Here is a 19,868-nt window from a genome sequence, read left to right as displayed (position 1 = left end):
GCGCCGGGCAACCCCTCTTTCAGGAGCTGCACATGAGCAAGCCAACCCACACTCGCATCCGCATGTTCAACACCAAAGACACCTACCCGAACCAGACGCTGGACAACGACCTGTGCCAGGCCGTGCGTGCAGGCAACACCGTGTATGTCCGTGGGCAGGTCGGCACTGATTTCAACGGCAATCTGATCGGTCTGGGTGATCCGCGTGCGCAGGCTGAACAGGCCATGCGCAACGTCAAGCAACTGCTCGAAGAAGCCGGCAGCGACATGAGCCACATCGTCAAAACCACCACCTACCTGATCGACCCGCGTTACCGCGAGGCGGTGTATGGCGAAGTCGGCAAGTGGCTCAAAGGCGTGTTCCCGATTTCCACCGGGCTGGTGGTGTCGGCGCTCGGGCAGCCGCAGTGGCTGATGGAGATTGATGTGATTGCGGTGATTCCTGAGTAAGCAGGTTCACCGCGTTATGGCCTTCGCGAGCAGGCTCGCTCCCACAATGGAATGCATTTCAAATGTGGGAGCGAGCCTGCTCGCGAAGAGGCCAGTCCAGACACAGAAGGAGTTCATTAGATGACCTTTTCAATCGCAGCTCGCTGCGCCGAAACCGGCCAGTTCGGGGTCGCCATCAGTTCCTCCAGCATCGCCGTCGGTGCCCGCTGCCCGTGGCTGCTGCCAGGCGTTGGCGCGGTGTCGAGCCAGAACATCACCCTGCCGTCCCTCGGCCCGGAAGTCCTTGCGCTGATGGAGCAAGGCCTGGCCCCCGATGATGCGCTGGACAAAGTCCTGACCCGCAACGGCTACAGCCAGTACCGCCAGATCACCGCGATCAACCACCTCGGCCAGACCGCACATTTCAGCGGTGCGCAAACCCTCGGTGTGCACAACGCCGTCACCGGCGAGCAGTGCGTCGCCGCCGGCAACATGCTCGCCGGGCGTTCGGTGATCGAAGCGATGGTCAGTGCTTTTGAGGACGGCGAAGGTCAACTCGCTGATCGTCTGCTCAAAGCCCTGCACGCCGCACAAGCGCTCGGTGGCGAAGCCGGCCCGGTGCATTCGGCCGCGGTCGTGGTGGTCGGCGAACAGACCTGGCCGATCGTCAACCTGCGCGTGGATTGGGCTGATGAAGACCCGATCGGTCAGTTGCAAAAACTCTGGAACGCTTACGAGCCGCAGCTTCAGGACTACATCGACCGCGCCCTCGATCCGGCCAAGGCGCCGGGTTATGGCGTGGCCGGTGATGACCGATGAACAGCGTCGAGTTGCTCAAAGTGCTGGTGGGGTTCGATACCACCAGCCGTGAATCCAACTTGCAACTGATCGAATTCGTTCGCGATTACCTCGAAGGTTTCGACGTACCGTGCGCGCTGATCTACAACGATGAGCGCAGCAAAGCCAACCTGTTCGCCACGATCGGCCCGGTGGATCAACCGGGCATTGTGCTGTCCGGGCACACCGATGTGGTGCCGGTCGATGGCCAGCCGTGGACGCTGCCGCCGTTCGAATTGACCGAGCGCGACGGCAAGGTTTTCGGGCGCGGAACCGCGGACATGAAGGGCTATATCGCCTGCGTGCTGGCATTGGTGCCGGCGCTGGTGCAGGCGTCGTTGCGCCTGCCGGTGCATATTGCCCTGTCTTATGACGAAGAAGTCGGCTGCCTCGGCGTGCGCTCGTTGCTTGAGGTCTTGCAGCAACGCCCGATCAAACCGTTGCTGTGCATCATCGGCGAGCCGACTGAGCTGAAACCGGTGCTTGGTCACAAGGGCAAACTGGCGATGCGCTGCGATGTGCACGGCCATCCGTGCCATTCGGCCTATGCGCCGCTCGGGGTCAACGCGATTGAATACGCCGCCGAACTGATCGCTGAACTGGGCCGGCTCGGCCAGCAGTTGAAAGCGCCGGAGCATCACGATGCGCGCTTCGATCCGCCTTACAGCACGGTGCAAACCGGCGTGATCAGCGGCGGTAAAGCCTTGAACATCGTGCCTGCCGAATGCCGTTTCGATTTCGAAATCCGCGCCCTGCCCTCGCAGGATCCGGCGCTGGTTGCCGAGGCGCTGAAAGCCTATGCCGAGCGCGAAGTACTGCCGCGTATGCGCGCCGTCAGTGCACAAAGCGATATCCGCTTCAGCGCCTTGTCGGCGTATCCGGGGCTGGCCACCGATGCGCAAAGCCAGGCTGCCGAGTTGATTTCCGCCTTCTGCGGTTCAAAGGATTTCGGCACCGTGGCGTTTGGCACTGAAGGCGGTCTGTTTGATGCGGTGGGGATTCCCACGGTGGTCTGCGGCCCCGGCAGCATGGACCAGGGCCATAAACCCGACGAGTTTGTCAGCCTCGAACAGTTGCAGGCGTGCGATGAAATGCTCCTGCGCATGCTGGCGTTTATCAGCCTCTGACTATCGGCTCGACGGCACTCACGAGTGCAGTCGGGCCAACTCCTCGCGGCAATGATCGACAAACAACTGCGCCGGTTTGGTCAGTTGCACGCGGCGCAGCCAGGCCGCCGACAATCCCGATCCGGTGACGTTTTCCGCCAGCGGCACACAGACGACTTGCTGACCGTCGTAGGTGTAGTCGCTGAACGGTTTGGTCACCAGAATCGAAAAGCCGAAACCGTTGCCGACCATGCCGCGCACCATTTCGATCGACGGTGAGCTGAAGACGATATTCGGCGCCAGCCCGCGCTCTTCGAAAATGCTCACGAAATAGGTGCGGCTCGGCACTACATCGAGCAGGATCATCGGTTCCAGCACCAGATCATGCAGCGAAACTTTCGCCTGTTGCGCGAAGCGATGGCTGGCCGGCAACAACGCATAAGGCTGTTGCGGCGGCATCAGCGGTGCGGTTTCGATGGTGCTGTCCAGATCGTGCTCGAACATCATCGCCACATCGATACTGCCGGCGGTCAGCGCTTGCACCAACTCCTGTTGCTCACCGTCACGAATGCGGATTTCCACCCCCGGCCAACGCGCCTTGAACCCGGCGATCAGGCGCGGCAGATACAGCGGCGCGACGGTTTCGAAACAGCCGATATCGATCTGCCCCGCGACCACGTCGTTGTCGGCCAAAGCGTTCTGCTCGAACTCATGGGCCACCCGCAGCAGTTCCAGCGCCTTGCGATAAAAGCGCGAGCCACTCGGCGTCAGGGAAACCCCTTGGGCGTGATGGCGGATAAATAACTGCACCCCAAAGCTTTCTTCCAGATGTTTGATCGCGGTCGATACCGACGGCTGCGCGATGTAGAGCTTGCGCGAGGCCTCGGCGACGCTGCCGCAGTCGGCGGTAGTGACGAAGTACTTGAGCTGGCGCAGGTTGTAGGCGGCCATGTGAGTCTCCAAAAGAGCGCGGGTGTTCGCCCTGTTTCCCTGGCGCACGATCAGGTTTGAACATACCGGACGCCCGCGCCATCCGAAGCATATTTTTTTTAAGGTCTGAAGCAACAAACTTACTAATTTATCTATCCCGACGCTTTGCACATGATCACTTCAACAAGAAATGCGCCGCCCGTGCCGGCGCTCGCCGAAGTACGTCCACGTACTCATCCTTGCCTTGGAGTTCGTCATGGCTACCCCTGCAGCATCCTCCGCTCCGCTGATTGAAAAACACACGATAGGATACGTGCCCCCCGAAGATCGCCACGGAAAGGTCAGGGATCTGTTCACGCTCTGGTTCGGCGGCAACATCGCGCCGTTGCCCATCGTCACCGGTGCGCTGGGCGTGCAGTTGTTCCACTTGAATCTGGTCTGGGGCATCGTCGCGATTCTCGTCGGCCATCTGGTCGGCGGCGTGCTGATGGCGCTGCACTCGGCACAAGGCCCGCAGATGGGCATCCCGCAGATGATCCAGAGTCGCGCCCAGTTCGGCTCTCTCGGCGCCCTGCTGGTGGTGTTGATTGCCGGCGTCATGTACATCGGTTTCTTCGCTTCCAATATCGTCCTCGCCGGCAAGTCGCTGCATGGCGTGGTCGACAGCGTTCCAGTGCCGGTCGGCATCGTCATTGGTGCGCTCGGTTCGGGGATCATCGGCATCATCGGCTACCGCTTCATCCACGTGCTCAACCGCATCGGCACCTGGGTGTTAGGGATCGGTATCGTGGTCGGCTTCGGCTACATCTTCACCCACATTCAAACCGATGACTTCCTCACTCGCGGCAGCTTCAACCTGTCCGGCTGGCTCGCCACCGTGTCGCTGGCGGCGTTGTGGCAGATCGCGTTTGCGCCTTACGTGTCCGACTATTCGCGTTACTTGCCGGCGGACGTAAAAGTCTCGTCGACATTCTGGACGACGTATCTGGGTTCGGCGCTGGGCTCGAGTCTGGCGTTCATCTTCGGTGCCGTCGCCGTGCTGGCGACACCGGTGGGCATGGACACCATGGACGCGGTGAAACTCGCCACCGGCTCGATTGGCCCGCTGATGCTGGTGCTGTTCCTGCTCAGCGTGATCAGTCACAACGCTCTCAACCTGTACGGCGCGGTGCTGTCGCTGATCACCCTGGTGCAGACCTTCGCCTACCGCTGGATCCCCACCGCCAAGAGCCGCGCAGTGATCTCGATCATTGTGTTGCTGGCTTGCTGCTTCGCCGCCGTCGGCGCCTCGAAAGACTTTATCGGCCACTTCGTCGACATGGTGCTGGTGTTGCTGGTGGTGTTGGTGCCGTGGACGGCGATCAACCTGATCGACTTCTACGCAATCCAAAAAGGCCAGTACGACATCCAGTCGATCTTCCAGGTCGATGGCGGCATCTACGGCCGCTACAACCCGCAGGCGCTGCTGGCCTACGCGATCGGCATCGCCGTGCAGATCCCGTTCATGAACACGCCGCTGTACGTCGGCCCGGTGTCGGCACACATCAACGGCGCGGATCTGTCGTGGCTGGTGGGACTGCTAGTGACCTCGCCGTTGTACTTCTGGCTGGCGAATCGGGATACGTCCTACCGTCGGCGGATGATGGGCGGGAAACTGGCGAGCAGTCTGTGAGATTGATTTGATGAAAAACCAAGGCCCGCTTAGTGCGGGCCTTCTTTATTTCGGTATGGTATTTCTTCAAGTCTGAAGACTCTGAGGAAAGGGACATCCAATGCTGCGAATACTCGGTAAAGCCTCATCGATCAACGTGCGCAAAGTGCTGTGGACATGCGCTGAATTGCAGATTCCCTTCACGCGGGAAGACTGGGGGTCAGGGTTCAAATCGACCAACGATGCGGCGTTTCTCGCGCTGAATCCCTGCGCCATGGTGCCGGTGATTCAGGACGGTGATTTCACGCTGTGGGAGTCGAACACGATCATTCGTTATCTGGTATCGCGCTACGACGGCGCGCAGTTTTATCCGACGGAGCCGATGGCTCGGGCGCGGATTGATCAGTGGATCGACTGGCAGGCTTCGGAGCTGAATCGCTCGTGGTCGTATGCGTTTTTGTCGCTGGTGCGGCAATCGCCGGAGCATCAGGACAGCGCGGCGCTGGCCGTCGGAATCGAGCAATGGTCGAAGAACATGGCGATCCTTGATCGACAGTTGGAGTCGACCGGTGCCTACGTCAGCGGAGAGACATTTTCACTGGCGGACATTCCCATCGGATTGTCGGTGAACCGCTGGTTCGAAACACCACTCAAGCATCCACACTTGCCCGCCGTCAGTGCCTACTACGACCGTTTGCAGCAACGCGACGGCTATCGCCTGTACGGCCGCAACGGCACGCCATAACGAAAAAACCGCTGCGCCCAAGGGCAGCGGTTGTGCAGCATTTACTCCTCAGCCCGCACCACCCCGCGCTCTTCCAGCAACCGCACAAACATGCTCAGACTGCGCGACACCGTGCCCCGCCGCCACACCAGCCACGTGGTCAGATAGCGAAAGTCCGCCGCCAGCGGCCAGACGCTGACGGTAGCGCTGCCGGGCATGCTCTGCAGCATTTTGCGCGGCATCAGCGCCAGTCCGGCGCCGGCGCTGACACAGGCGAGCATGCCGTGGTACGACTCCATTTCGAAGATCTTGCCCGGCACAGCGGCATCGGTGCTGAACCATTTTTCAAAGTGGTGACGGTAGGAACAGTTGGAGCGGAAGGCATAGATATTCTCGCCATTCACATCCGCTGCACGTTTTACGGGGGCGTGATTGAGCGGCGCGATAATGACCATTTCTTCCTCGAATGCCGGCACGCCTTCCAGCGTCGGATGCAGCACCGGGCCGTCGACAAACGCTGCGGCGAGGCGCCCGGAGAGCACGCCATCGATCATCGTGCCGGACGGTCCGGTGGACAGATCGAGATCGACTTTCGGGTGCAACTGGTTGTACGCCGCGAGCAACTCGGGAATGCGCACCGCCGCCGTACTTTCCAGCGAGCCTAACGGAAATGCGCCCTGCGGCTCCTCCCCCGCCACCGTGGCCCGAGCCTCCTGCACCAGATCGAGAATCCGTCGCGCGTATTCGAGAAAACTCCATCCCGCCGGTGACAAACGCAGACGGCTTTTCTCGCGGATAAACAGATCCACCCCGAGATCCTGCTCAAGCTGCTTGATCCGCGTGGTCAGGTTCGACGGCACGCGATGGATCTGCGCGGCGGCGGCGCTGATGCTGCCGTGTTCGGCAACGGCTTTGAAGATTTCCAGCTGCACCAGATCCACAGTCATTCTCCAATCGTGAAAGAAACGATCTTTATTATTCAGTTTCCAGAAAACAAACACCACCCTACTCTAGGCTCATCCGACGAACCTGCAGGACGATGCCATGAGCCAGATTTCCAGCCAGACCCACGCCATCTCGATCAATCCCGCCAACGGCGAGCAGATCGGTCATTACGCGTTTGAATCCGCTGCCGCCCTCGACGCCGCGATGACCCGCGCTGCCTATGGCTTTGGCAAGTGGAAGCGCAAGCCGTTGCAGGATCGCTCGCGTTTGTTGAGCGCCCTCGCCGGTGCGCTGCGTGAAACCAGCGAAGCCATGGCCACAATGATCACCCTGGAAATGGGTAAGCCGATTGCTCAAGCCCGTGGTGAAATCGAGAAATGCGCCAAGCTCTGCGAGTGGTACGCCGAACACGGCCCGGCGATGCTCGACGCTGAGCCGACGCAGGTTGAAGGTGGCAAGGCGCGCATCGAGTACCGTCCGCTCGGCCCGATTCTCGCGGTGATGCCGTGGAACTTCCCGATCTGGCAGGTATTGCGCGGTGCCGTTCCGGCGCTGATTGCCGGTAACACTTACGTGCTCAAGCACGCGCCGAACGTGATGGGCAGCGCCTATCTGCTGCGCGATGCCTTTACCCGCGCCGGTTTCGCTGAAGGCGTGTTTGAAGTGATCAACGTCACCCCGGAAGGCGTTTCCACCGCCATCGCTGACCCACGCATTGCCGCCGTGACGCTGACCGGCAGCGTGCGTGCCGGTATGGCGATCGGTGCTCAGGCCGGTGCCGCACTGAAGAAATGCGTGCTGGAACTGGGCGGTTCCGATCCGTTTATCGTGCTCAACGATGCGGATATCGACGAAGCCGTGCAGGCAGCAGTCATCGGCCGCTATCAGAACTCGGGGCAAGTCTGCGCAGCGGCCAAGCGTCTGATCATCGAAGAAGGCGTGGTCGAAGCATTCACCCGCAAGTTCGTCGAAGCCACGCGCAAGTTGAAGGTCGGTGATCCGCTGTCCGCCGACACCTACATCGGCCCGATGGCGCGTTTTGATCTGCGTGATGAACTCGACCAGCAAGTGCGTGACACCCTGGAAGAAGGCGCGACCCTGCTACTCGGCGGCGGCAAGTCCGAAGGCCCGGGCAACTACTACGAACCGACCGTGCTGGCCGACGTCACCGACCGCATGACCTCGTTCAAACAGGAACTGTTCGGCCCGGTCGCGTCGATCATCACCGCCCGCGATTGCGCGCATGCCGTGGCCCTGGCCAACGACAGCGAATTCGGCCTGACCGCGACGATCTACACCGCCAACGTGGCACTGGCCCAGCAACTGACCAGCGAACTGGACACCGGCGGCGTGTTCATCAACGGCTACTCGGCCAGCGATCCGCGCGTGACCTTTGGTGGTGTGAAGAAGAGCGGCTTCGGTCGTGAGCTGTCGCACTTCGGCGTGCGCGAATTCTGCAACGCCCAGACCGTTTGGCTGGATCGCAAATAATCCACACACCGGAAAACCCTGTAGGCCTTCGCCTGCTCGCGATGAGGCCGGTCCAGTCAACATCTGCATTGTCTGACTCACCGCTTTCGCGAGCAGGCTCGCTCCCACAGGGATTTGCAGACAGATTGAAAATAGGTGGCTCGCCCCCACAGTGGGTTTATGCGGCAGCCTGTTGTGGTGCTGCGACGCTGCGATCCTTGCTCAACAACCCCAGCACCACCGCCGCCGACACCAGCGTGATCACCGTCAGGATGTGCAGCAGATACTGAAACGCCGCAGCGTACCCTTCTACCAGACGTCCGTTGGCCAGCCCCGGAACGGTGTTGATCGCATGCGCCATATCGCCGGTGGTCACCCGGTGCGCGGTCTCGGCAATCAGCGACGCCTCGGCACTGCCCGCCAGCGCGTGCACGGCACTCGACAGATCAGCGTGGAGCAATGACGCCAGCAGTGCCGCGACAATCGCCAAGGCAATGCCCTCTCCCGCCACTCGCACAGTGCTGAAGATGCCCGCTGCCATGCCGGCGCGTTCTTTCGGCACGACGCTGACCGACAATCCATCCATCAGCCCCCACGGCAAACCGGCGCCAATACCGATCAGCAGCATCGGCACCACCAGCGCAAATTTCGCGTCACCGACGTTGTACAGGCTCAGCCAATGCAGGCCCACGGCGGCAATCAGGAAGCCGGCACCGGACAAGATACCGGCGGAAACGAAGCGCGCCATCGATGCGGCTAGCATCGGTACCACCAGCATCGGCGCCGACAACGCCAGCAACAGCAGACCGGCGTCGATCTCGCTCAGGCCCTCAACGCCGATAAAGCGCAGCGGCAACATCACCACCAGCACGATGTAGCAGAAACAAGTGCCGATCGGCAGCATCTGCACGCCAATGAATCGCGGATAACGGAACAGGGTCAGATCGAGCATCGGCCGCTCGACACGCATTTCGACGATCACGAAAGCTGCCAGCAACACGGCCGAAGCGCCCAGCAAACCGATCACCTGCGGACTGTCCCAACCACTGTCCGGTGCCTGGATCAGGCCAAACGTGAACAGCGCCAGCATTGCGCTGAACAGCAGCGTGCCCGGCCAGTCCAGCCCTTTGGCATCCGGGTCGCGGGTTTCGCGCATACGCGGCACCCCGAAAACCAACGCGATGATTCCAATCAACGCGGTGAAGACAAAAATCGCCCGCCAGTTGAACGCCTCGATCAGCGCGCCCGCCACCAGCGGCCCGAAGGCCAGACCGATGCCGAACGTCGTGCCGAGTACGCTGTACGCCCGGGTCCGGGCATGCCCCTCGAACTCTTGCGCCAGTGCCGCCGAACCGCTGGCCAGCGCCGCTGCCCCCGCCACACCTTGAACGGCACGCAACACGTCCAGCCAGAACACCGAAGGCGCCAGACTCTGCGCGATCGAGGCGGCGGTAAACAGCAACATGCCGTAGGTGAACAGGCGTTTGCGTCCGTACACGTCAGCCAATGCGCCGGCGGCCATCAGCAAACTGCCGAACGACAACATGAACGCATTGGTGATCCAGGTCAGCGCCACCGGACTGCCGCCCAAGTCACGGCCGATGGCCGGTGTCGCTACCGCGCCGCCAGTAAAACTTAACGGCAAGACCAGTGCCGAGAGGCACACGGCCGCGAGTATGAGCAACTTGTCGCGCGTTCCGTGCGGCTGAGTCAAAGAAATCATTCGTTCCATCCTTTGAGAAATCACAAAGCTGCGTCACGCAGCGAATAAGGCGCGAAATACACAGAAAAATCCACCGAAGTCTGCGCACGAAAGAGATGAGAGCGAGCAACCTCGCTCTCACAGCTCAGGCGTTCAGTTGGCGAAGTCGGTGGACAGCGCCAGCTCATTCCAATCAGCCAACTCCTGCGCCACCAGCCGATTCTTCGCCTCGATCCGCGCCACCGTGTCACTGCCCAATGCCAGTCGCAGCGGTGGGTTCGGCGCATTGACCAGTGCCAGCATCGCTTCGGCAAACTTCAGCGGATCACCCGGTTGTGCATGATTGGCCGCTTCGGCGAACACTCGCATCTTGCCCACGGTTTCGTCGTAGTCCGGCAGTTCAAGTTTCGTTTTGATCAACGACTGTTCATCAAGGAAATCGGTGCGGAAGAAACCCGGCTCGACCACCGTGGCTTGAATGCCCAAGGGTGCCAGTTCCTGATGCAACGCTTCGGTAATGCCTTCGACGGCGAACTTGGTCGCGCCGTAGACACCCCAGCCCATGTACGCCTGATAGCCGCCAATCGAAGAGATGTTGATTACCCGGCCACTGCGTTGTGCACGCATGTGTGGCAGCACGGCGCGGGTGACGTTGAGCAGGCCGAACACGTTGGTGGCGAACAGGCGCTCGGTCTCGCTGGCGCTGGTTTCTTCTACCGCGCCCAGTACGCCAAACCCGGCGTTGTTGATCAGCACATCGATACAGCCAAACCGCTTGATCCCTTCAGCAACCGCTTGATGCGCTTCGTCCTCGCGGGTGACGTCGAGGCGCACCGCCAGCAGGTTCGGTTGCTCGCCGAGACGATCGGTGATGTCTTGCGGGTTGCGCGCGGTAGCGATCACAGCGTCACCGGCACGCAAGGCGCGTTCTGCGATGAGGGTGCCAAAACCACGGGAAGCGCCAGTAATAAACCAGGTACGCATTTCAACTCCTCCTGTCTGCGACCTTTGGCGAGGGTGCCAGGTCTTCTTGATGAGTTGATGCGACTTTAAGGCCGTGCTACTGATGTGATAATCCCAACAATTTTGCATGGCTTTGTGAAAGGTATTCACAGATGAAATCACCTTCGGCAGCCGATCTGTCGGTCTTTCTGTACACCGCGCAGCACTTGAACTTCAGCAAAGCGGCTATCGAACTCGGCCTCACGCCCTCGGCCCTGAGCCATTCGGTCAAAGCGCTGGAGAACCGGCTCGGCGTGCGCCTGTTCAATCGCACCACCCGCAGCGTGGCATTGACCGAGGCTGGCGAGCGTCTGTATGCGCGGTTGAAACCGGCGTTCCGTGATATTGACGATGCGCTGGAAGACCTCAACCATTTCCGCGATAAACCCTCAGGCAACCTGCGCATCACCTGCGGGCGGCAAGCCTGTGAGCTGGTGCTGCTACCGATTGCCAGTGAGTTTTTGCAGGTATATCCGGACATTCGCCTGGAAGTGGTCGAGAGCGATGCGCTGCTGGATATCGTCGCGGGCGGCTTTGATGCCGGCGTGCGCTTCGGCGATCGCCTGGAGGCCGACATGGTGTCGCTGCCGATTGGCCCGACAATGCGCTCGGTGGTGGTCGGTTCACCGGCATTTTTCGAGCGCCACACGGCACCGCAAAAGCCCGAGGACCTGCACGCACTGCCGTGTATCCGCCACCGTTTTCCCAGCGGATCGCTGTATCGCTGGGAACTTGAACGCGGCGGCATCGCCCAGGAACTCGAGGTAAACGGCCCGCTGACCCTCGGCGATGTCAGCCTGATGGTCGGCCCTGCGCTGCAAGGGCTGGGCCTGGCCTATGTGTTCGAAGACATGGTCAGCGAACACCTCGCCAGCGGGCGGCTGGTGCAAGTGCTGGCAGACTGGTGCCCGTTCTATCCGGGCCTGCACCTGTACTACCCGAGCCGGCGCCATGTGCCGGCACCGCTCAAAGCCTTTGTCGACTTCGTGCGCAACCGGCGTTAGGTGCTTACAAATACTTCAGCCAGGCAATGTCGCGACGACGGGCCTTCAATGCCGAGAACCAGCGCACGGCCGGGAACAGCCCGATCGCCAGAATGGCCGACACCAGCCAGATCGCCGCCACCGAGGAGAAGCCGAAATAGCTGCCCTGATTCAGCCCGAACAGGGCGACGCCGATCAGGTACAACACCTTCAACGCGTACAGGTGCAGCAGATAGAAAAACATCGGTGCCGAACCGAACACGGTCAACCAGCGAATCCAGCGACGATCCTGCAAGCGTTCGAATGCCAGTAGCAGCAACAGCCCGACGCTCGCGGTCAGCGCGATAAACAGCAACGACGGTGGGTACTTGGTGATGTTGAAAAAGCTCATCAGGGTTTGCACCGACGTGTCGCCCACGGCCCACGGTTTCTCGCCATAGCCGTTGATCAACCGCAGCCCGACAAAGCCAAGCAGTCCTGCGCTCCCCGCGATCAGCAGTTGCCACTGACGCAAACTCGCTTCAACGCCGCGAGCAAACCACGGTCCCAGCGCATAACCCAGACCAATCACACCGATCCATGGCAACAACGGATAGGAGGTGCGCAGACGCAGAGTGTCGCTGACGTCGATCCAGCCGCGATCATGCAAAATCGCCCAGGGCACGTGCAGTGCTGACTCCAGCGGAAAATGCACAGTGTCGAGCAGGTTGTGTCCGGCGATGATCATCAGGCTCAACGTCAGCAACAGCCAGCGCGGCAGCCAGACCAGCAGCGACAAGGCAATCATGCTCAAACCGATCGCCCAGATCACTTGCAGATAAATCACGCTCGGTGGCAGCTGAAAGGTCCACGCAAAGTTCACCAAGGTGAACTCCAGCAGCACCAGAAACAGGCCCCGCTTGAACAGAAAGGCGCTGACATCGGACTTGCCCGCGTACTTTTCTCCGAACAACCACGCCGATAATCCCGTCAGCAACACAAACACCGGCGCACACAAATGCGCCAACGTGCGGCTGAAAAACAGCGCCGGTTCCGTGCTGGCAATGTCCATCGGGTCGCTGACCTGACGGTGCAGCAAGAAGGTTTCGCGCACGTGGTCGAGCAGCATGAACAGAATGACCAGGCCTCTGAGGGCGTCAATGGACATCAGCCGGCCAGTGGCCAACGGGGCAGAACGAGGAAGCACAATCGTCATGAGCGTTTCGCAATCGAAGGGATAACACCGGGTGCCTACAAGGACCACCCCTGAAATTCGCGTTACCTTATAACAATAACCAGCAAAAACCCAAGCCCAATCGATAGCGATTCTCAGAAAAACCTCAGCCGATCAAGCCGGGCAAGTTGCCCAATAGCCTCAGGCTTCTATAGTGATCAAGTCCCCTGCCCTTGCGGCCTGCTGTCGAGCGCTGTCCATGGTCAACACCGAACACCTGATCATCTGCGAGCACTGCGATTGTGTGTACGAAAAAGCCGTGCTGGCCAAACACCAGAAAACCTCGTGCGTGCGCTGCGGTGGCGTGCTGCAGCGCTTCAACGGTTTGACTGTTGAACAGCGTCTGGCCCTGACGTTCACGGCGGCGATGCTGTGGCTGTTCGCCAACTTCTATCCGGTGATGAGCATCAGCCTCAAAGGCCTGAAAAACAGCGCGACGCTGTGGGATTCGGTGCTGGCGCTGAGTCAGGGGCCGATCACCTTTATGGCGATGGTCGCGGCGATCTCGATCATCATTGCCCCGGCGTTTCAACTGGTGCTGCTGATCTGGGTGCTCAGCTTCGCGCTGTCATCGCGACGTGCACCGGGCTTCAAGCTGTGCATGCGCTGGCTGGAAACCCTGCGGCCGTGGAGCATGCTCGAAGTCTGCCTGCTGGGGGCGATGGTGGCGGTGTTCAAACTGGCCGGATTGCTCGATGTGTTGCCCGGCATCGGCCTGTTCGCGCTGGCCGTGCTGAGCCTGATGATGATCAGGATTGCCGGCCGCGATATCCGCGATCTCTGGGACATTCTATGAAACGGCCACCGACTGCCCGCGAACTCAATCTGTGCCTGTGCCACAGCTGCGGCCTGGCCTGCGACATGACCGACGAGCCGCATGAATGCCCGCGCTGCGATGCGCCACTGCACCGGCGCAAAACCAACTCGCTGGCCCGTACTTGGGCCTACATGCTCGCGGCGCTGGCGTTCTACGTGCCAGCCAATCTGCTGCCGGTGATGAACACCACCATGCTCGGCAGCGGCGCCGACAGCACGATCATGAGCGGTGTACTGGAGTTCTGGGAACACGGCGCGTGGGACATCGCCCTGATCATTTTCATCGCCAGTATCGCCGTGCCGGGAGTCAAGTTCGTCGCCCTGACGCTGCTGCTGATGACCGTGCAACGCGACAGCGCCTGGGCGCGCAAGGAGCGTTCGAAGCTGTTCCGTTTCGTCGAGCTGATCGGCTATTGGTCGATGCTCGACGTGCTGGTGGTGGCGCTGGTCGCAGCATTGGTGAAGTTTCAGGCGCTGGGCGATATCGAGCCACGACCGGGCATTCTGTTTTTCGGCTTGGTCGTGGTGTTCACCATGCTCGCAGCGATGAGTTTCGATCCGCGCCTGATCTGGGACAAGGACACGGGCGAGGACCTCAGCGACGTTGAACCTCAAGCAGCACCTGCAACGGATGACGCAGTGCCTGATCCGACTGGCGCTTGACCTGACTGCGGCACGAATAACCGGTCGCCAAGGCTTCGCCCTGCTCTGCCGACGCCGCTACCTGACGTGCCCAGGACTGCTCGTAGATCACCGCTGAGGTTTGGCGATTGCGCGCCTCGTGACCGTAAGTGCCGGACATGCCGCAGCAACCGGTGGCCTGCGTGGCCAGCTTCAAACCCGCACGCTCGAACACTTGCTCCCACTGCCGCGTCGCGGCCGGGGCGTTGGTTTTCTCGGTGCAGTGCGCGAGCAAGCGGAACGATGCGCTTTTATCCTGCACCGCCTGCTCTGGCATCACCTTGAGCAACCACTCCTGCACCAGCGCCACTTCCGGGCATTGCTCCATGCCCGGCACTTTCAGGTACTCCTGGCGATACACCAGCGTCATCGCCGGATCGAGGCCCAACAACGGCACGCCCACATCGGCCAATTCACGCAACTGCCGCGCATTGCGCAACGCCGCGCGGTTGAACGCCGAGAGGAAGCCCTGCACATGCAACGGCTTGCCGTTGGCGCTGAACGGCGCGAGATAGACCTGATAACCCAGACGCGAAATCAACTCGACCAGATCGGCCAACAACGGCGCTTCGAAGTAACGCGTAAAAGCGTCTTGCACGATGACCACGCTGCGCTCGCGTTGCGCCGGGGTCAGCGCCGACAACATCGAAACCTTCGCCGGTTGCACCTGCCAACGGCGCATCGCTGCATGGAAATCAAAACGACTGAGCAACGGCACATCGATCATGCCACCGACCCGTTCCAACAAGCTGCGAACGAATGAGGCGCCCATCAACCCGTTGTACAGCGCCGGAATCCGCGCCATGTACGGGATGCTGTACTCCAGCGAGGCGATCAGGTAATCCCGCGCCGGGCGCAGATAACGGCTGTGATACAGCTCCAGAAACCGCGAGCGAAACTCCGGCACATTGACCTTGACCGGGCACTGCCCTGCGCAGGATTTGCACGCCAGGCAACCGGCCATGGCGTCATAGACTTCGTGGGAGAAGTCCTCGGCCTGCGTACGGCTGTTGCGCCAGCGCTGCCACAGCGTGCTGAAAAACGCCGGCTTGCGAATCGCATCGGACAACACATCAACGCCCGCCTCGCCCTGCAAACGCAGCCACTCACGGATCAATGAGGCGCGGCCCTTGGGCGACTGAGCACGCTCGCGGGTGGCTTTCCATGACGGGCACATCGCGTCGTCGGGATCAAAGTTGTAGCAAGCGCCGTTGCCGTTGCAATGCATGGCCGCGCCGTAGCTTTGCCAGACTTTTTCGTCAATCTGCCGATCGAGTTCACCACGCAAAGTGACTTCGTCGATTTTCAGCAGCGCCGCGCCGGTGTTCGCCGCGGTGGCGATCTTGCCCGGGTTGAACTGGTTGAACGGGTCGAACGCGGCCTTCAAGGCTTGCAGTGCCGGATACAGCTCACCGAAAAATGCCGGCGCGTATTCCGAGCGCAAGCCTTTGCCGTGTTCGCCCCACAACAGGCCACCGTAACGCTGGGTCAGCGCCGCGACGCCATCGGATACCGGGCGCACCAGCGCCGCTTGCTGCGGGTCTTTCATGTCGAGAATCGGCCGCACGTGCAGCACGCCCGCGTCGACGTGACCGAACATGCCGTACTGCAAACCGTGGCTGTCGAGCAGGTCGCGCAACTCGGCGATGTACTCGGCCAAGTGCTGCGGCGGCACTGCGGTGTCTTCAACGAACGGCTGCGGCCGCGCTTCACCGGCGACGTTGCCGAGCAGGCCCACCGCACGTTTACGCATGCCGTAGACCTTGTTCACTGCCGCATGACCGATCGCCAGCGTGTGGCCCAAACGCTCAACCGTGCGGTCGCAGCTCAAGTGGTCGACGAACGCTTCGACCCGGCGCTGCAAATCCTCCGGATCGTCACCGCAGAACTCCACCAGATTGATGCCCAACGTCGGGCGCTCGGCGCTTTCCGGGAAATACTCGGCGACGCCGTGCCAGACGATGTCCTGCATCGCCAGCAACAGCACTTTCGAGTCGACGGTTTCGATCGACAACGGCTTGAGCGCCATCAAGGCCCGCGCATCGCGCAAGGCGTCCATGAACCCGGCGTAGCGGATGTTCACCAGCATCGTATGCTTGGGGATCGGCAATACATTCAGCCGCGCTTCGACCACAAAACCCAGCGAGCCTTCAGCGCCGCACAACACACTGTTGAGGTTGAAACGGTTATCCGCCTCACGCAGATGCGCCAGGTCATAACCGGTCAGGCAACGGTTGAGATCGGGGAAACGCTCTTTGATCAGCTCACCCTGCTCATCAATGATCTGCCGCGCGCAGCGATAGACCTCACCGACGCGATCTTCGCGGGCGCACAGTGCTTCAAGTTCGCTTTCCTCAAGAGGCAAACCGTGCAGACGCTCGCCACCGCGCAAAACCATGTCGAGTTCAAGTACATGGTCGCGGGTCTTGCCGTAGGTGCAACTGCCCTGGCCACTGGCATCGGTGTTGATCATGCCGCCGACGGTGGCGCGGTTGGAGGTCGACAATTCCGGGGCGAAAAACAGCCCGGCGGACTTCAGCGCGGCGTTGAGCTGATCCTTGACGACCCCGGCCTGCACGCGCACCCAGCGTTCCTCAACGTTGATTTCGAGGATGCGGTTCATGTGCCGCGACAGATCGACGACGATGCCGTCGGTCAGTGATTGGCCGTTGGTGCCGGTGCCGCCACCGCGCGGGGTGATCACCACTTGCTGATACGCCGGCTCGGCGATCAACCGCGCCACCCGCGCCACGTCCTCGGCGTCCAGCGGAAACACCGCCGCTTGCGGCAGGCGCTGATAGATCGAATTGTCAGTCGCCAGTACCACACGACTGGCGTAATCAGCGCTGATTTCACCGCGAAAGCCGCTGGTTTTCAGGGCTTTGAGGAACTGTTGGTAATCGCTGGTCAGGGCTTTGGCGGGGGACAGCTGGGCAATCATCGGTCAGGTTATCTCGGTCAAATCGGGCCGCGTGGCGGTGAACAGTTGTACGCAACGAATGATTGCGTCAGGCTCCGCCATCTCATGGTGCCCATGTTCATTGCTGGCGAACGCCGGGACAACCGTAAATTCGACCCGTTATTGATGACTTTTACGAATGAATCCGCGCACGCTCACTCCTTCCATGTCGTTATTGCTGGCCTTTGAGGCCGCCGCGCGCCATGAAAGCTACACCCGCGCCGCCCACGAACTGTCGCTGACGCAGAGTGCGGTCAGCCGGCAGGTGCAGATTCTCGAGAAGATGCTCGGCATGCGTTTGTTCAGCCGTGAAGGCCGGCAAGTGGTACTGACCGATGTCGGCCGCATGTATCAACGCGAACTTGCCGAAGCGCTGGGTCAGATCCGTAGTGCGACATTGCAGGCGATGGCGTTTGGCTCGGGCATTCACAGTCTGCGCCTGGCGACGCTGCCGACCTTCGGCTCGAAATGGTTGCTGCCACGATTGAAAGATTTCTACACCGCGCATCCGGGCATGACCGTGCATTTGCATTCGCGGATCGAAGCAATCGACTTCGATACCAGCGAAATCGATGCGGCGATCTGCGTCGGTGGCGGTGAATGGCCGGGGCTGACGGCCCTGCCCTTGCACACCGAGGAACTGGTGGTGATCGCCAGTGCGCAACTGTCCGACGCTGAGCGCGACGACGCCGAACAACACATCGCCGGGCAACTGCTGCTCAACGTCAGCAGCAATGCGCAGGCGTGGGCGGAATGGTTCAGCCATCACGGATTGCCGCATCGCGGTATGCGCATCGGGCCAAGTTTTGAAATGACTTCGCACTTGATTCAGGCGGTGCGGGCGAATATCGGTGTCGGGCTGGTGCCACGGATTCTGGTCGAGGATGAATTGCTCAGCGGCGAGTTGCTGCAACTGGGCGAGCCGATCAACAGCCGGCGCAGCTACTACCTGGTGTATCCGCCACGCAATGAGAGTTTGCCGTCGCTGAAAGCGTTTCGGGATTGGCTGGTAGAAACGTTGTAACCGTGAGGACGCCAATCGCGAGCAGGCTCACTCCTACAGTTGGAATGCGTTTCCCTGTAGGAGTGAGCCTGCTCGCGATGGCGCCAATTCAGGCACCTCAAAACCTTGGTTTAACCGCCCTCCAGTCCGGCTTGTACCGCTGCATCTGCCGCACATCATCACGCTGACGAATCCCGCACGTCAGGTACTGATCATGCAGCTTGCCCAACTGATCATGATCCAGCTCCAGCCCAAGCCCCGGTGCGCGGGTGATCTTCACGCAACCATCGACAATCGGCAGCTTGCCACCCTTGATCACCTCTTCATCTGGCTCCTGCCACGGGTAATGCGTATCGCAGGCATAGTCCAGATTCGGCACCGCCGCCGCGACATGCGCCATCGCCATCAGGCTGATGCCCAGGTGTGAATTGGAATGCATCGACACGCCGAGGCCAAACACGTCGCACATCTTCGCCAGGGTCTGCGTGTCGCGCAGGCCGCCCCAGTAATGGTGGTCGGCGAGAACAATCTGCACGCTGCTTTGCGCGATGCTGCGGCGCAATTCGTCGAAATCGGTGACCACCATATTGGTTGCCAGCGGCAGACCGGTGCGCTTGTGCAGCTCGGCCATGCCGTCGAGGCCCGGGGTCGGGTCTTCGTAATATTGCAGATCATCGCCGAGCAACTCGGCCATGCGAATCGAGGTTTCCAGCGACCAATTGCCATTCGGATCGATGCGCAGCGGGTAACCGGGGAAGGCCTTTTTCAACGCCTTGATGCACGCCACTTCATGCTCCGGCGGCAACGTCCCGGCCTTGAGTTTGATGCTTTTGAAACCGTACGCCTCGATCATCCGCGCGGCCTGCGCAACGATCTGCTGCTCGCTGAGTGCTTCGCCCCAGTTGTCCGGTTTGTAGGGCGAATCGACATGCTGCGCGTACTTGAAGAACAGATAGGCGCTGAACGGCACCTCATCGCGAATCGCGCCACCGAGCAGGTCCACCAGCGGCACATTCAGGTAATGCGCCTGCAAATCGAGGAAGGCTACTTCGAACGCCGAATAAGCATTGCTCACCGCTTTGCTGGCATGAGAACCGGGCGCGAGTTCGGCACCGGCAATAGTGGCGGGTTTGTTGGCGGCAACGGTGGCCTGCACGATCGCGCGTAACTGGTTGAGGTTGAACGGATCGAGACCGATCAGTTGCGCCTGCAACTGCTGCTGGATCGCCAGCGCCGGGGCATCGCCATAGCTTTCGCCGAGGCCGATGTAGCCGTTGTCGCTTTCGATCTCGATGATCGAGCGCAAGGCGAAGGGTTCATGAATGCCGCTGGCGTTGAGCAGCGGCGGATCGCGAAAGGCAATCGGGGTCACAGTTACGCGGGTGATTTTCAAGATAAGACTCCTGACAGATCAACAA

General features: G+C 60.9%; 17 protein-coding genes. 10 read left to right on the top strand and 7 right to left on the bottom strand.

Translation table 11 applies throughout. From position 1 onward, the window contains the following. Positions 1–32: 32 nt before the first annotated feature. The 3 genes from PspS49_RS12320 to argE all read left to right on the top strand — a co-directional run bounded on the left by PspS49_RS12320 (position 33) and on the right by argE (position 2,392). On the top strand, positions 33–449 hold the full coding sequence (locus tag PspS49_RS12320) for a RidA family protein (RefSeq protein WP_160039491.1): 417 nt from the start codon (positions 33–35) through the stop codon (positions 447–449). A gap of 120 nt (positions 450–569) precedes the next feature. After that, positions 570–1,247: a DUF1028 domain-containing protein gene (locus tag PspS49_RS12315; protein WP_034152378.1), complete on the top strand. Its 678-nt coding sequence runs from the start codon at positions 570–572 to the stop codon at positions 1,245–1,247. Further along, positions 1,244–2,392, top strand: a complete 1,149-nt coding sequence (gene argE / locus PspS49_RS12310; RefSeq protein WP_160039489.1) for an acetylornithine deacetylase — start codon at positions 1,244–1,246, stop codon at positions 2,390–2,392. The genes PspS49_RS12315 and argE overlap by 4 nt, the downstream gene beginning before the upstream one ends. A gap of 18 nt (positions 2,393–2,410) precedes the next feature. Here argE and PspS49_RS12305 read toward each other — a convergent pair whose 3' ends face one another. Then, entirely contained in the window at positions 2,411–3,322 is a 912-nt protein-coding gene (locus tag PspS49_RS12305) for a LysR family transcriptional regulator (RefSeq protein ID WP_160039487.1), read from the bottom strand. Positions 3,323–3,557: 235 nt separating this feature from the next. Here PspS49_RS12305 and PspS49_RS12300 point away from each other — a divergent pair, with 235 nt between their 5' ends. Next, positions 3,558–4,973 carry a cytosine permease gene (locus tag PspS49_RS12300; RefSeq protein WP_160039485.1) on the top strand — a complete coding sequence of 472 codons (1,416 nt, stop codon included), beginning with the start codon at positions 3,558–3,560 and terminating at the stop codon, positions 4,971–4,973. 100 nt (positions 4,974–5,073) lie between these two features. Continuing rightward, a complete protein-coding gene (locus PspS49_RS12295; RefSeq protein ID WP_160039483.1) occupies positions 5,074–5,697 on the top strand; it encodes a glutathione S-transferase in 624 nt (207 codons plus the stop codon). A 41-nt stretch (positions 5,698–5,738) separates the two neighbouring features. Here PspS49_RS12295 and PspS49_RS12290 read toward each other — a convergent pair whose 3' ends face one another. Next, entirely contained in the window at positions 5,739–6,617 is an 879-nt protein-coding gene (locus PspS49_RS12290; protein ID WP_026000443.1) for a LysR family transcriptional regulator, read from the bottom strand. Between the two features lie 103 nt (positions 6,618–6,720). On the opposite strand from PspS49_RS12290, the gene PspS49_RS12285 reads away from it, so the two are divergent. Then, on the top strand, positions 6,721–8,112 hold the full coding sequence (locus PspS49_RS12285) for an aldehyde dehydrogenase family protein (RefSeq protein ID WP_160039481.1): 1,392 nt from the start codon (positions 6,721–6,723) through the stop codon (positions 8,110–8,112). 157 nt (positions 8,113–8,269) lie between these two features. On the opposite strand, the gene PspS49_RS12280 is transcribed toward PspS49_RS12285, so the two are convergent. Beyond that, positions 8,270–9,814, bottom strand: a complete 1,545-nt coding sequence (locus PspS49_RS12280; protein ID WP_160039479.1) for an MFS transporter — start codon at positions 9,812–9,814, stop codon at positions 8,270–8,272. A gap of 132 nt (positions 9,815–9,946) precedes the next feature. Next, positions 9,947–10,777 carry an oxidoreductase gene (locus PspS49_RS12275; RefSeq protein WP_160039477.1) on the bottom strand — a complete coding sequence of 277 codons (831 nt, stop codon included), beginning with the start codon at positions 10,775–10,777 and terminating at the stop codon, positions 9,947–9,949. 131 nt (positions 10,778–10,908) lie between these two features. On the opposite strand from PspS49_RS12275, the gene PspS49_RS12270 reads away from it, so the two are divergent. Next, on the top strand, positions 10,909–11,799 hold the full coding sequence (locus tag PspS49_RS12270; protein ID WP_160039475.1) for a LysR family transcriptional regulator: 891 nt from the start codon (positions 10,909–10,911) through the stop codon (positions 11,797–11,799). 4 nt (positions 11,800–11,803) lie between these two features. Here PspS49_RS12270 and PspS49_RS12265 read toward each other — a convergent pair whose 3' ends face one another. Further along, positions 11,804–12,973: a DUF1624 domain-containing protein gene (locus tag PspS49_RS12265; protein ID WP_160039473.1), complete on the bottom strand. Its 1,170-nt coding sequence runs from the start codon at positions 12,971–12,973 to the stop codon at positions 11,804–11,806. A gap of 217 nt (positions 12,974–13,190) precedes the next feature. On the opposite strand from PspS49_RS12265, the gene PspS49_RS12260 reads away from it, so the two are divergent. Both PspS49_RS12260 and PspS49_RS12255 read left to right on the top strand, forming a co-directional pair. Further along, positions 13,191–13,787 (top strand): paraquat-inducible protein A, encoded by a 597-nt coding sequence (locus PspS49_RS12260; protein ID WP_077573324.1) that lies wholly within the window; start codon positions 13,191–13,193, stop codon positions 13,785–13,787. After that, positions 13,784–14,470: a paraquat-inducible protein A gene (locus PspS49_RS12255; RefSeq protein ID WP_160039471.1), complete on the top strand. Its 687-nt coding sequence runs from the start codon at positions 13,784–13,786 to the stop codon at positions 14,468–14,470. Before PspS49_RS12260 ends, PspS49_RS12255 begins: the two co-directional genes overlap by 4 nt. Here the strand turns inward: PspS49_RS12255 and PspS49_RS12250 are convergent. Then, a complete protein-coding gene (locus PspS49_RS12250) occupies positions 14,403–17,429 on the bottom strand; it encodes an FAD-binding and (Fe-S)-binding domain-containing protein (RefSeq protein ID WP_160039469.1) in 3,027 nt (1,008 codons plus the stop codon). The genes PspS49_RS12255 and PspS49_RS12250 overlap by 68 nt on opposite strands. A 157-nt stretch (positions 17,430–17,586) precedes the next feature. On the opposite strand from PspS49_RS12250, the gene PspS49_RS12245 reads away from it, so the two are divergent. Continuing rightward, on the top strand, positions 17,587–18,471 hold the full coding sequence (locus tag PspS49_RS12245; protein ID WP_150773901.1) for a LysR substrate-binding domain-containing protein: 885 nt from the start codon (positions 17,587–17,589) through the stop codon (positions 18,469–18,471). A gap of 97 nt (positions 18,472–18,568) precedes the next feature. On the opposite strand, the gene PspS49_RS12240 is transcribed toward PspS49_RS12245, so the two are convergent. Continuing rightward, positions 18,569–19,843, bottom strand: a complete 1,275-nt coding sequence (locus PspS49_RS12240) for a glucarate dehydratase family protein (protein ID WP_160039467.1) — start codon at positions 19,841–19,843, stop codon at positions 18,569–18,571. Positions 19,844–19,868: the final 25 nt, after the last annotated feature.

Origin of the sequence: Pseudomonas sp. S49 (assembly GCF_009866785.1) — a bacterium.
Classification (GTDB): domain Bacteria; phylum Pseudomonadota; class Gammaproteobacteria; order Pseudomonadales; family Pseudomonadaceae; genus Aquipseudomonas.
Note: the sequence above shows the minus strand (reverse complement) of the source record. Positions and strands in the feature narration are given on the sequence as shown.

Excerpts from the sequence above, each read along its gene's own strand:
- argE (WP_160039489.1), top strand. The coding sequence starts at position 1,244 with ATGAACAGCGTCGAGTTGCTCAAAGTGCTGGTGGGGTTCGATACCACC.
- PspS49_RS12265 (WP_160039473.1), bottom strand. The coding sequence starts at position 12,973 with ATGACGATTGTGCTTCCTCGTTCTGCCCCGTTGGCCACTGGCCGGCTG.
- PspS49_RS12255 (WP_160039471.1), top strand. The coding sequence starts at position 13,784 with ATGAAACGGCCACCGACTGCCCGCGAACTCAATCTGTGCCTGTGCCAC.
- PspS49_RS12320 (WP_160039491.1), top strand. The coding sequence starts at position 33 with ATGAGCAAGCCAACCCACACTCGCATCCGCATGTTCAACACCAAAGAC.
- PspS49_RS12260 (WP_077573324.1), top strand. The coding sequence starts at position 13,191 with ATGGTCAACACCGAACACCTGATCATCTGCGAGCACTGCGATTGTGTG.
- PspS49_RS12285 (WP_160039481.1), top strand. The coding sequence starts at position 6,721 with ATGAGCCAGATTTCCAGCCAGACCCACGCCATCTCGATCAATCCCGCC.
- PspS49_RS12295 (WP_160039483.1), top strand. The coding sequence starts at position 5,074 with ATGCTGCGAATACTCGGTAAAGCCTCATCGATCAACGTGCGCAAAGTG.
- PspS49_RS12250 (WP_160039469.1), bottom strand. The coding sequence starts at position 17,429 with ATGATTGCCCAGCTGTCCCCCGCCAAAGCCCTGACCAGCGATTACCAA.
- PspS49_RS12315 (WP_034152378.1), top strand. The coding sequence starts at position 570 with ATGACCTTTTCAATCGCAGCTCGCTGCGCCGAAACCGGCCAGTTCGGG.
- PspS49_RS12305 (WP_160039487.1), bottom strand. The coding sequence starts at position 3,322 with ATGGCCGCCTACAACCTGCGCCAGCTCAAGTACTTCGTCACTACCGCC.
- PspS49_RS12275 (WP_160039477.1), bottom strand. The coding sequence starts at position 10,777 with ATGCGTACCTGGTTTATTACTGGCGCTTCCCGTGGTTTTGGCACCCTC.
- PspS49_RS12280 (WP_160039479.1), bottom strand. The coding sequence starts at position 9,814 with ATGATTTCTTTGACTCAGCCGCACGGAACGCGCGACAAGTTGCTCATA.
- PspS49_RS12245 (WP_150773901.1), top strand. The coding sequence starts at position 17,587 with ATGAATCCGCGCACGCTCACTCCTTCCATGTCGTTATTGCTGGCCTTT.
- PspS49_RS12300 (WP_160039485.1), top strand. The coding sequence starts at position 3,558 with ATGGCTACCCCTGCAGCATCCTCCGCTCCGCTGATTGAAAAACACACG.
- PspS49_RS12270 (WP_160039475.1), top strand. The coding sequence starts at position 10,909 with ATGAAATCACCTTCGGCAGCCGATCTGTCGGTCTTTCTGTACACCGCG.